Annotated in this window: 9 protein-coding genes; 5 read left to right on the plus strand and 4 right to left on the minus strand. The window is 59.3% G+C overall.

All coding sequences use genetic code 11. The features are described from left to right. Positions 1–400 precede the first annotated feature (400 nt). From ISS99_RS16280 to ISS99_RS16290, 3 genes are all read left to right on the plus strand, one after another. On the plus strand, positions 401–1,225 hold the full coding sequence (locus ISS99_RS16280) for an iron-containing redox enzyme family protein (protein WP_204632623.1): 825 nt from the start codon (positions 401–403) through the stop codon (positions 1,223–1,225). A 128-nt stretch (positions 1,226–1,353) separates the two neighbouring features. Then, positions 1,354–4,053: a putative bifunctional diguanylate cyclase/phosphodiesterase gene (locus ISS99_RS16285; protein ID WP_204632624.1), complete on the plus strand. Its 2,700-nt coding sequence runs from the start codon at positions 1,354–1,356 to the stop codon at positions 4,051–4,053. Positions 4,054–4,277: 224 nt separating this feature from the next. Next, complete coding sequence (locus tag ISS99_RS16290; protein WP_204632625.1) at positions 4,278–4,610, plus strand: hypothetical protein; 333 nt, start codon at positions 4,278–4,280, stop codon at positions 4,608–4,610. Between the two features lie 199 nt (positions 4,611–4,809). Here ISS99_RS16290 and ISS99_RS16295 read toward each other — a convergent pair whose 3' ends face one another. Then, entirely contained in the window at positions 4,810–5,124 is a 315-nt protein-coding gene (locus ISS99_RS16295) for a hypothetical protein (RefSeq protein WP_204632626.1), read from the minus strand. 485 nt (positions 5,125–5,609) lie between these two features. Here ISS99_RS16295 and ISS99_RS16300 point away from each other — a divergent pair, with 485 nt between their 5' ends. Beyond that, positions 5,610–7,199 carry an MASE1 domain-containing protein gene (locus ISS99_RS16300; RefSeq protein WP_204632627.1) on the plus strand — a complete coding sequence of 530 codons (1,590 nt, stop codon included), beginning with the start codon at positions 5,610–5,612 and terminating at the stop codon, positions 7,197–7,199. Between the two features lie 42 nt (positions 7,200–7,241). Here ISS99_RS16300 and ISS99_RS16305 read toward each other — a convergent pair whose 3' ends face one another. Further along, positions 7,242–7,700: a hypothetical protein gene (locus ISS99_RS16305; RefSeq protein WP_239537950.1), complete on the minus strand. Its 459-nt coding sequence runs from the start codon at positions 7,698–7,700 to the stop codon at positions 7,242–7,244. Positions 7,701–8,395: 695 nt separating this feature from the next. Between ISS99_RS16305 and ISS99_RS16310 the strand changes: the two genes are divergently transcribed. Continuing rightward, positions 8,396–8,662, plus strand: a complete 267-nt coding sequence (locus tag ISS99_RS16310; RefSeq protein WP_204632628.1) for a hypothetical protein — start codon at positions 8,396–8,398, stop codon at positions 8,660–8,662. 311 nt (positions 8,663–8,973) lie between these two features. Here ISS99_RS16310 and ISS99_RS16315 read toward each other — a convergent pair whose 3' ends face one another. Both ISS99_RS16315 and ISS99_RS16320 read right to left on the minus strand, forming a co-directional pair. Further along, the gene (locus ISS99_RS16315; RefSeq protein ID WP_204632629.1) at positions 8,974–9,363 is read right to left on the minus strand and encodes a hypothetical protein; all 390 of its coding nucleotides are present in this window, start codon (positions 9,361–9,363) and stop codon (positions 8,974–8,976) included. Between the two features lie 587 nt (positions 9,364–9,950). Further along, positions 9,951–10,751, minus strand: a complete 801-nt coding sequence (locus ISS99_RS16320) for a hypothetical protein (protein WP_204632630.1) — start codon at positions 10,749–10,751, stop codon at positions 9,951–9,953. Positions 10,752–11,373 lie beyond the last annotated feature (622 nt).

Consider the following 11,373-nt stretch of genomic DNA (forward strand, 5'->3'; position numbering starts at 1 on the left):
CGGGGCCATGGCAGGTCCCCGTTCCCTGCGTTTAACCGCGTTTTTAAAGATTCCCTCCGGGGAGGCATGCCGCCCCGGCAAATGCGTATGTGCCACCCGGACGTTGCCGGTTTGGGGCGCCCTGCGTTTGCTGCCGGGCAGGCGATTCATCGACCAGACCAATTCCCTCCGGCGGCGCGCGCGCCGTAGCCCGCTCGAGTGATCGTCACTTCTATAAATATCAAAATAATCATGCGCTTAAGCGCATTCAGCGGGCGTGACCAAAGGTAGGAAAAAGAGGGGTCGCAACCCCCCGCACGGATGCCCACTATGGAGATGCCGGGACCGCCCCAAGGGCCCGGTGTCGGCTGCGTTCGCAGCCGAGACGACCCTAGTAGTTATTTCCAAGTGGAGAAGACACATGCACGCACAATTTGAACGTACTGGCGCACTGACCGAACTGAGCAGCTATCCGGAGTGGGCCCAAGACCTGGTGACCGCCTGCGAAGCCACCAAGAAAGGCGTGGTTGATCACGAAGTGTGGTCGATCATGGGCGAAGCCCGCCTCGATGCCCCCGGCACGCGCGATTTCATGGTCGGCATATGGCCGGTGATCGAGCGTTTCCCCGGTTACATGGCACTGAACCTGCTCAAGACCCGCTATGGCCGCAGCAAGGGTGAAAACATGGCCAGGCGCTGGCTGGTGCGCAACATCCGGGTGGAGCAAAATCACGCCGAATACTGGCTCAACTGGGCCGAAGGTGCCGGCGTTGCCCAGGAAGAGGTACTGAATGGAGTCGCCCCGTACGGTACCGATGCCCTCGCGAACTGGTGCGAGGAAGTAAGCCGGAGTGGGCCGCTGGCGGCAGGCATGATCGCCACCAACTATGCGGTGGAGGGGGCTACCGGAGAATGGTCGCAAAAGGTCTACGAAAGCGTAGCCTATGCCGAAAGCATTCCGAAGGCGGTCCGCGCGCAAAGCCTGCGTTGGCTTCAACTTCACGCCGCTTATGACGATACTCACCCGTGGGAGGCCCTTGAGATCGTCTGCAGTCTGGTGGGTACGGACCCCCGTGCGGATGAGGTGGCCTACCTGCAAGAATGCGTCAAGCGGAGTTACGTAAGCATGAGGATTACCCTGGATCGGTGTCTGGATGTGCGTCGTGACCCTTGGCAGCTCAACGAGCCTGCGACAGACGAACCCGCCTTTACGGGGTTTGCCGCGGCGAACGAGGCAGCCGCTTAAGTAAATGTAGTCGTGGGGCGATACACATCAGCAGTAACTTCATGCAGAGTGTTGGCTGATTGTGGTTTTAAAGAGGCAAGATGCTCACCGCCCGGAATGTCCAGCAACGACCGCTGTCCCGACGCCTTATGCCCCTGGCATACGGCTTGGCGGCGGTCGTTGGCCTGGTTCTTTGCCTGACCTGGGGTGCGCTCCAGGTCCAGGTGACCCTGGCCGGCTTTTTGAACGGCGAAAGCCTCTGGTCCAAGGCACAGAAGCAATCGGTCATCGATCTCTACGCTTACGCCCGCAGCGGCGACCCCGCCAGGCTGGACAGTTTCAAGCGTAACTATGAGGTAGTGCGCACCGACCGCTGGGCTCGCGACCAGATTGCCAGGGGGCATTACGACAGCAAGCAAGTGGGCGACGCCTTCAAGCGTGGAGGCGTCATCCCCGCCGCCATTCCGGGCATGATTTTCATCCTCGACCATTTCGCGCGCGCGCCCTACATGGGGCAGGCGCTTACCGATTGGCGTTCGGTGGACGGTTCGATCGAAGAGCTCAACACGATTGCCGGCGAGTTGCAGCAGGCTTACTCCAGCGGCAAGCCTTCGGAGCCGGAGATCGTGCATCAAAGCGCACGCATCGACGCGCTCAACGATTACATCGAGCCGCGCAGCGACGAATTCTCGCTGGACATCGCGCTGGGTGCGGCGTGGCTTGGTGGCGTGCTGTTCACGGCCGTACTGATTACTGCCTTGCTCGCCTCCCTGCTATGGGTGCGCATGGCGCAGCGCATTCTCGCCGGCATCCGCGGCACCGAAGAGAAATACCGCTTGCTGTTCGACAGCGCGGCCGACGCCATCGTGATGGTGGACGAAACGCACGGCAAGATTCTGGGCGTGAACCGTACCGCCAGCGTGTGGACCGGCCGCGATCCGCAAGAGCTGATCGGCATGAACTTCCTCACGCTGTTCGTGGAAGGCAGCACGCGTGCCGCCGGCTCATCCACCATTGGCCTGTTGCGCGCGGTGAACGGGGTGATGCGCACGGTGGAAACGCACAGCAGCCTCACCACCTGGGGCGACCAGCCTGTGCGCCAGGCCATCATGCGCGACATCTCCGATCGCGTGACGATGGAACAGGAGCGCCGCATCGCTTCGGAGGCCATGGCGAGCGTCGCCGAAGGCCTGATCATTGCCGATGCCGAACGCCGCGTTACCACGGTCAACGCGGCGCATACGCGCATTACCGGCTACACGCCGCAATACCTGCAACACCATCGCTTCGACGAATTGCGCCGCATGCCGGACGGTTCGCCCTTGCCGGCATCGATCTGGGACATGGTGGCCGAAGGCGGCAACTGGGTTGGCGAGGTGCAGAGCTGGCGCTCGGATGGCTCCTCGTATCCGGAACTGCTCAGCATCAGTGCCATTCGCAATGGCGAAGGCAAGGTGCAGCATTACGTGGCGGTGATTACCGACATCACGCGCAGCAAGGCTGATCGTCAGCGCCTGGAATACATGGTGGCGCACGATCCTTTGACCGGCTTGGCCAATCGCAGCGAATTCCAGCGCCATTGCTCGCATGCCATCGAAGCGGCCGCGCGCATGAATGGTGCGGCGGCGGTGCTGTTCGTCGACCTGGATGCCTTCAAGGCCGTCAACGACAGCTACAGCCACGCCATCGGCGATCGCCTGCTGGTGAAAGTGGCCCAGCGCATCCGGCGCGAACTGGGCGAAAACGACGTGGCCAGCCGCATCGGTGGCGACGAATTCACCGTGCTGCTGGGCGGCCTGCGCACGCGCGAGCAGGCGGCGCAATTCGCCAGCCGCCTGCTGCAAAGCCTGTCCGAGCCGATGCTGATCGGCGACTACGAAATCGTGATGAGCGCCAGTATCGGCATTGCCGGCTATCCGTTGGACGGCAGCGATCCGGTGGTGCTGATCTCCAATGCGGATGCGGCGATGTACGCCGCCAAGACGCAAGAGCGCAACACGTTCCGTTTCTACACGCCGCTGATGCATGCCGATGCACGCATGCGCCTGATGCTCGGTGCCGACCTGCGCCAGGCGCTGATGCGCGATGAATTCCATCTGGTGTTCCAGCCCAGCGTGGAACTGCGCACCGGACGTATCGTCGCGGTGGAAGCGCTGCTGCGCTGGCGCCATCCGGAACGCGGCGAGCTGATGCCCGACGAATTCATTCCGCTGGCCGAAAGCCTCGGCTTGATCCGGCGCATCGATGCGTGGACCATGCGCGCCGTCTGCACGCAAATACGCCTATGGGACCAGGCCAAGCTGCCGCCGATCCGCGTGGCGCTCAATGCCTCGGCCGCCACGTTCGGGCATCCGGGATTTATCGAAAGCGTGAAGCAGGCGCTGCAACTCAGCCAGATTTCACCGCGTCGCCTGATGTTCGAAATTACCGAAAGCGCCATCCTGCGCCTGGGCGAAGCCACCGAACAAACCATGCACGCCTTGCATGCGCTCGGCGTGGGCATCGCCATCGACGATTTCGGTACGGGCTATTCGTCGTTGGCGTATCTGAAACTGTCGGGCATCGATTACCTGAAGATCGACCGCTCCTTCGTCACCGACCTGCCGGACAGCACCAACGACGTGGCCATCGTCGAAGCCATGCTCGCCATCGCCAAGAGCCTGGGCATTTGCACCATTGCCGAAGGCATCGAAACAGCCGCCCAGCACGACTTCCTGCTGCACGCCGGTTGCGCCGAAGGGCAGGGCTACTACTACGCGCGTGGATTGCCCGCCACGGAAATCGAGCGGATGCTGTCGCCCAATCCCAGGCACGAATCCTCCCGCTTGCGGCTGGTGCCGCCGAAATAGCGCCGTTGCAGGAAGGGTTGCCCGTTGATGACAAGGGCCCACTGCAATCTAAGCCACGTCCCATATACGCCGCCGAGTCGGCTCGTTACGTTCGTGCTGTCACCGGCGCACTTCGCTAATCCCGAACGCCGATGACCCATGCAGCAATGTGTGGAGAAGCGCGGATCGCGAGAGTTGGCCCTCTCACGATCCGCTAAGCCAAACCAACTAGAACGGAGTTGATCATGACCTTCATGGATCATACGGCACCCTCATGCCGATGGGTTCAAAAAGACCCAAAATCTAAATCCACTTCATCCGTCGACGATGCGCGCCTCTCTGAAAGCGCCGAGCGGGAACGACGGCAAAGCTACGCGTCTCAACAGGCCGGCACCGCGCTTGCCGTGGCGGTGATCGAGGGTCTGCTCAAGGCTCACCGCATCTCCAAGCACGCAGGCGAAACCGGCAAAAGAACGGGTCTTTTGCCGCTCAACCCCGTGCAACAGATCGGCCTGGAGACCGCCATCGACCTCCTGCATCTTCACGTCGACACGCTCACGCCCGAGGGAGGTGGATAAACCGAGCGTGTCCGTGTGATGGGGTCATTTGGCGTACTGCGTGGGAACGGTATGTCGGTTTCGGCACGTTGCGTAGGAACGGCGTGCCGCCTTTTTCGAAGGTGCAATGGGGCATGCAAATATGCCTTGGCGCTGTGCGGCAACACGGATGAAGGAGCATCGCGCAAATACGTTTGGTTTATACATCCCGGTTGAGAGATCACGGCGACGGCGTTGTGAACTCCGCTGGCCATCCGGGTAATTTCTCAAAATGATCCACGTGATCCACTACCAGCATGCCGTGTTCGCCCGCATTGGGATCGAACTTTCCAGATGCACCCTCGACCCGGAACAATCGAAGACTCGAACCGATGGAGCGAGGCGTGATAGCCGCCTCGAACTGCCCCACGTGGGAGCTGGGGCTGAGGTCATCAGCGAAACGGAATGCCACGCGTTGGCCGCGGCAATGGGCGTCCAAAAACACGACGCCATGGCGAGGATCGCGCGCGGCGATTGCTGACAAGTTCATCACCACGAGGGCGTTCCGGGGCGCTTTTGCCAACTGGCACACCGATGTCTGAATCGATGTCGGTGGTGTTCCTGCGTTTGCGGAGGCACCGATTGCCAAGAGGCAGATTCCAAGCCAAAGCGAACGCTTCACCATTTGCATGCGGTTCTACACTAAGCTTGCGTTGACCTGACAGTATTTTCGCTGATATCGGCGCGCGAGGGGGAAGAAAGTCGCCATAGTGGCGGCTTGTCAGGCCAAGCCCAGGAACAGGGGATGTCCGTTGGCGCGGGGTATGGGTTGATGAGACGTCTATGTGGCTCAACGCCCGTGAACCCCTGCTTCACAATCCGCCTCACAACTTGGTTGGTAGCAAGAATCGGCTGCCCAGTCGTGCACTAAACTATGGCCGCCTTGACTTCACCAGGGTTTCACGCCAGAACCCGGATCGTCACCGCATTTAATCCAAGCATCACATATTCACGGGTTGTCCACTTGGGGGTGGAAGAGCGATGCCGGAACTGCATTGGGGGGCGAAAACCAAGGACGGCTGGAAGCGCCTGGCGGCAGCGGCTGCCTATGGCCTCGGTGTATGGCTGATCGCCCACCTCAACGTGCCCCACTTTCTGTTGGTATGCGGACTTAACGTGTCCGTGTTGTTGTTGACGCCCTATCGCTACTGGCTGTTCCTGGCGATTGCGCAGTCGCTGTCTCAGCTTCCCGTGGCCATTGAATGCGCGTCCTCGTTTGGCATCGTGTGGTCATCGTTGATGTTGATGCCGGGCAACGCGTTGATCGGTCCAGTCATCTATTACTTCCGCGAACACTCCCACTTGTTTGATCGCAGCGGACAAGTGCGCATCGGCAAGCTGCTGCTGTGTGCGTTGCTGGTGGCTCTCGTTCTCACCCTGTTCAATGAGGTGCAGATCGCCACCGTGGTGTATCCGGCTGGCGTCACGCCGATGCGCTATCACCACCTGGCGGCGCAATGGATCCTGGGCAACTTCATTGGTGTGTTGTGCGTGGCGCCAGCGGTGTTGGCCGTGCGGCAGGCGGTTCGCGATAGGGGTTGGCGTTCGTTGTTGGCGGCCATCAGTGAAAGCCGTTCGACGTTGGAAAGCATTTGCTTCATCGTGCCGGTGCTGATGATTCTGATTTGGGCAGGCTTTGCCGAACCTCATTTGCGTGAATTGGCCCAGGTGGCCATGTTTGTGCCGGTGGTCTGGCTGGCGCTCCGTCATGGGTGGCAAGGCGCGGCTCTGGGCGGTTCGATAGCCACGCTCTCGGTGGTGTGGCTGATGCCTGAGCACTACGACAATGCCACGATCCAGGCCGAAGTGATCGTGGCCTTCGCGATCTGCACCATGCTCCTTCTCGGAGGCCGCATTGAGGTGCTCGACCGTCGGGCGGAGCGGGAGCGCAAAGAGGTGCGCACGGCGTTGGCGCTGGCTCAGCGTCAGGTCCAGCTCGGGGAGATGCAACTGCGTTCGACCGCCATGGCGCTCGAGCATGCGCGGGAAACCGTGCGGGCGGGTTACGCGATGATGATGGGGCGCCTGCGCCACTTGCAGCCGGCCGTTGACGATCGTGGCTATCAGAGTGCGGCCCTGGCAGCCCAAGACCAACTGCTGGGCATCTCGGAAAGTTTGCACCCCACGATCTATCGGGAACGAGGCTTGCCGGCCGCCCTGCGAGAAGGGGCGGTGGCCCGGATGTTGGATCATGCCGGCATTCGCTACTGGTGCGAACTGAAAGGTCCGTTGAGCCAGTTGTCTCCGGCGGTTCACCTGGCCCTTTATCGGATGGTGTGCGAATCCATCGTGCTCGGGTGCAGCCAACGTGACATCAGCGATGTATGCGTGCGTATTCGGTGCGGGGAGGTCGACGGACGGCGATGGGTGGTCGCGAGTGTTGTTTTCCGGGTCAACCCCGTGCGGCTGCCACACGTGAAGTGGGAGGATCTAGCGCCTCGATTGGTGCGGACGGCCACGGGTGGTGGCATCAAAACGCTGGAAGATCGGTCCGCGATTTTTGAAGGGCATGCCCGACAGCGAGACCTGACGGATGGGCGCCGCATTGCGTGGTTGATGCGGGACATTTGAGGAAAAAGCCCAGCGGAATTGCTGGGCTTTTTCTTGGTGCCTTTACTGAACCTGCTTGACGGCGTGACTGCCGCAAGACGCCGGGTCGCTGCAAATGTCTGAGGTCACCAACGCAGTGGTGCCGTCGCTCATGGGTGTCGCAGTGACAGCCGTTGTGCCGTCGTTATAGACCGTGGTCGGTGAGGCGGCCGGAACCGCTGTGCTGCTCGTCGTGGCCGATTGTTGCGGCGTGGAGACCTGCAAGGCGTTCCCCATTGGCAGGACGATGTATTGGCCGCCGGCGGTGCCGATGGCCCCCAGGACCGTTCCGTTCGAACTGTTGACTTGGATAAACCGCACACCATTCTGCACAAACGCATAGACGTGGTAGTGCGGGGAGCGGCTCAGATCGGTGGCATTTGGCCACTGTTGGCCCAGGCCGGTAGCAGGTGCACCTGCCCACGCAGCTCCGGAAAGACCAAGCACGAGACCGACCGTCACCACTGCGCGTGACATCTTCATATCAATATCCCCTTTTCATAGATGATGGATGCCCGCTCCACGCAAGGAAGCGGGCAATCTAGCATCTGCCCCCGCCAAAAATTGGTGAGTGCAGCGCCGAGATTCAGCAGCGCAGGGGGTGTGTGACGAAGATGTGAAGGCGGCTCGGTAGCCTTTCGATGGATCGATGGCGGAACAACGGGGTCCGGAACAACGGGGTTGTGTCGCCTTATTTTTGACCAGATCAAAATAACCGTGTCATGGAGCTTCTTTTCCGCCAGCCATGCGAGCAGCAGGTTTGGTTGATCAAAAGTAAGTCAACCTGACCCGGTTACTGACCCCGGTTATTGACCCGCTTGGGTGTGTAAGCAACCGCCGCGCCCAGGTCATCGCACTGGCGGTGGCCTCAGGCGACAAGAAGGACTGGCCCGACTTGCATTTCCCCAGCTCATCGCTGAGCTGCTGGCGGATCGACGCACTCGTCCGCTGGTGTTTGGGGTAAACAAGTTCCGTGCACGCCTGGTGCTCTATCATACCTTCCACGACCTGGCGTTGATGAGATGAACGAGCTGGGCAGAAGCCTCCCGGCGCTGCCGAATGCAAAAGCAGGCGTATAGGGAGCTGCATGCTGCGGTGACGGGCTTTCTCAGAGCGGAAGCGGTGACCGCTGCGCATGCTGCATGTCGGAGATTGTTTGGACATAGCGAGGGGTAGGGATGAAGCGACAAAAAGGGGAAATCGCCTTCGTTGTAATTGGTGTGATCGTAATTCTCGGCCTTGCATTTTTTGCCTGGTCAACGTTCAAGCATACCTATGCTGGCAACCAGCCTGAATGCGTTCAACAGATTGTAAGCAGTACAAGTGCGGCGCCATCAATTCCGCCAGCCTGCCACGAAAAGGGGACGGAACTTGTCGCAAACGAGGCCAATCAGCTAGGACAGAAAGCAAAACCAGCACCTGCAAGCACCTCTGCTCATAAGTAGCGCATTTGTGCCGCAAGTGCGCGCACGCGCGGCGCACATTTGACACGGGACCGATTGGCGCCCTTATCAGGGCGTTTTTCGACGCTAACACTCGAACGTGGTACCGCTTCATCGAGCGCGTCAAGCGCGGAGGCGGCGCTGACAACCCGTGCGCGACAATGCCGCGCCAGCGGCGGACGTGCGCTTGCTGGATAAAGCACCACTAGGCGCCGATGTGCATGTGATCGAGGTCTGACCGCCGCGACCACCACTACGCAAATAGAAAGGCCCACGCAATGCGGGCCTTTTTGCTCATGGTGTAGGTGCCGTGGTCACTTCGCGTCGATCATGTCGACGGCGACCGATCCAAACTGCACCCATAGCGGCGTAGACCGGCCCGGCACGATCAGTTCGGTCAACATCGTGTCCGGCGGTGCATCGCCCTCATATCCGTGTCCAACGGTAACGACGGTACCCGCGAGGATGGCCGCACACTCACCACGGGCGACCGTGGCGTCGACAAACTTCTCCATCTGCGCCTGATCGCCGGAGTTCATGACCTTGATTGATAGCTCAGTGGTGGCCGTCGTGGTGCAGCCGGCAACGTTGCTGCTTAGCTTGATCTGATGATGCGCTACCTTGTTGGCAGCGTGCGTGGCGGTTGATGCGATGGCGACCAGCGCGGCGGTGGCAAGGATGATGGTGGTGGTGCAGTGATTCATGTGTTGGGTCCCCTGTTCCCGGTGGCAAAAAAAACGCCAGCGTACCGGGTGAGCGGCAGGCTGGCGAGGGTGAAAGTCGTGGTTATGCGCTGACGGCCTTGTTCATTTTGGTGGTGCTGGGGCCGCTACTGGCAGGAGGCGGGTTCTGCTCTCCGCTGTTGCTGATACCGGGCGAGCATGTGCCGAATCTCCGCCTTGGTAAATAGGTCGGATTCATGTGGTCGCGTGTAGGTGATCAATGGCCCACTACCGCCATTTGCGAGGTGCTGCTTGTTGAGCTGGTCTGCCTCGGCAAGGATGGCATCGGAACAACTGGGTTATTTTTGACGAACAAGGGGGTCATGTTGCCTTATTTTTAACCAGATCAATATAACCGTGTCATGGAGCTTCTTTTTCGCCAGCCACACGAGCAAGCAGATTCGGCTGATCAAAAATAGGTCAACCTGACCCGGTTATTCCGCAACGGCATTGTAAAACGTCGTGTATTCTTGCTGAGCCGCCTGCTGCGCTTGGGTGGAGTTCCCGCCGCATCCAGCATGCTAGCCTGAAGCGTCGTCAACGCTTGCTGCAAGGTCAAGGTCGTCATTTCATGATCTTCCTAGAGTGGACGCTCGTTGAATTCGTGCTTGCGGCTCGGAAAATTCCAGACCACTTAGACAGCTTTGCCCTATGGGAACTCCAAGCATCGACTGCCTTCCTGCAGGAAGGGACCATTGAAAACCTAACGTTGCGCTGCCCGCCCCACTGGATTGGTAAGGCATGTAATTGGGAATATTCATGTTCGACTGATGAGTTCCGCCAGGTGATTGGTCCCACACAGGTTGAACGGCCTTCCAGTCATCGGCTTTGATCAAAGCCTCGACATGTTCCGCAGGTATGCAGGTAGCCTTTGAAGGGAACCAAGCTATATCCAAGTCGTACTTAAAATTGCCGCCTTCCCGGGTTTTACTTTCTCCCGTATACACCACCTTGGATCCGTCAAGACAATGCGACTTGACATAGACGTATTTAATGTTTTTGTCATCGCCGTTCTTTCCCATGCTTTCGGAGTGGGTATCGTCCACGCATTTGAGTCTGCGCATTATCATCGCATCAACTTCGTCATATGAAATTTGGCCCTGATGTTTTCTTGGTAAATTAATTAGCGCATTTAGAAAATCATCCGAGAGTTGCTGAGAATTCACGCCAGCACTCTGCGCCTGCGCATATACAGCGGCGCCACATCCGAGATAGATGGAGCTTGCAAAAATCATGAAAACCAACACGTTGCGGCGATTGCCTTCCAACCGCTTTTGACGCCCCAAAGCCCTTTGGCTCGACTTCTTTAACGTCACCAAGAGAATTCGGCAGGCTTGTCGCAGCACATTCCTATCGGTCGGCAAGTTCATTGCACTAGAGCTCCTTTGGCATTAGGAACAACGGGGTCGTGTTGCCTTATTTTTGACCAGATCAAAATGACCGTGACAGTAGGCAACCATCACGCGAGCGCTTTCACCGCATCGTAGTCCACACCGCAAAGGCTTAGCAGGTCCCGGACGTTCAATGACGCCCCCCACTCGGTGGAGCCCATGGGAGTCGAGCTCCACGTTGTTCCGGCGGCCAATTCAAAGCCAAGATCCTTCAAAACTTTCGAGCATTTTTTGCAGCAGGGTCTGGACGGGCACGAGACAGACTTGGGTGTTTCATCATGCTGCAGAAGTGCTGCGCAGTATCGGATGGATGCCTTCGTTGTCTCGCGATCGCCCGGGTTTGCCTCGATGAATCGGTGAAGCGCATCCATTTCCGCATGACCATTTCCTCGACCCGTAGATCCAGGGTAGGACGTACCGTTGATGCGTAACGTTGCTTGACAGCTTTGGCCTCGCTTGGCATTTTTATCGATTGGCGGTCTCTAGACTCAAGTGCAACACCCCCAACCGAGGTGCTGCATGGCGAGGAATTACAGTCATCTAAGTGCCGAAGAGCGCGGCGCGATCATGGTGGGCAAAGCACGTGGGGAGAGTGCCCGGC

It is taken from the genome of Dyella mobilis, from assembly GCF_016904945.1.
Lineage (GTDB): Bacteria > Pseudomonadota > Gammaproteobacteria > Xanthomonadales > Rhodanobacteraceae > Dyella_B > Dyella_B mobilis.

What these genes read in the sequence shown, in the direction of transcription:
- ISS99_RS16285 (WP_204632624.1), top strand. Translation starts at nt 1,354, where the DNA reads ATGCCCCTGGCATACGGCTTGGCGGCGGTCGTTGGCCTGGTTCTTTGC.
- ISS99_RS16290 (WP_204632625.1), top strand. Translation starts at nt 4,278, where the DNA reads ATGACCTTCATGGATCATACGGCACCCTCATGCCGATGGGTTCAAAAA.
- ISS99_RS16310 (WP_204632628.1), top strand. Translation starts at nt 8,396, where the DNA reads ATGAAGCGACAAAAAGGGGAAATCGCCTTCGTTGTAATTGGTGTGATC.
- ISS99_RS16300 (WP_204632627.1), top strand. Translation starts at nt 5,610, where the DNA reads ATGCCGGAACTGCATTGGGGGGCGAAAACCAAGGACGGCTGGAAGCGC.
- ISS99_RS16315 (WP_204632629.1), bottom strand. Translation starts at nt 9,363, where the DNA reads ATGAATCACTGCACCACCACCATCATCCTTGCCACCGCCGCGCTGGTC.
- ISS99_RS16305 (WP_239537950.1), bottom strand. Translation starts at nt 7,700, where the DNA reads ATGAAGATGTCACGCGCAGTGGTGACGGTCGGTCTCGTGCTTGGTCTT.
- ISS99_RS16280 (WP_204632623.1), top strand. Translation starts at nt 401, where the DNA reads ATGCACGCACAATTTGAACGTACTGGCGCACTGACCGAACTGAGCAGC.
- ISS99_RS16320 (WP_204632630.1), bottom strand. Translation starts at nt 10,751, where the DNA reads ATGAACTTGCCGACCGATAGGAATGTGCTGCGACAAGCCTGCCGAATT.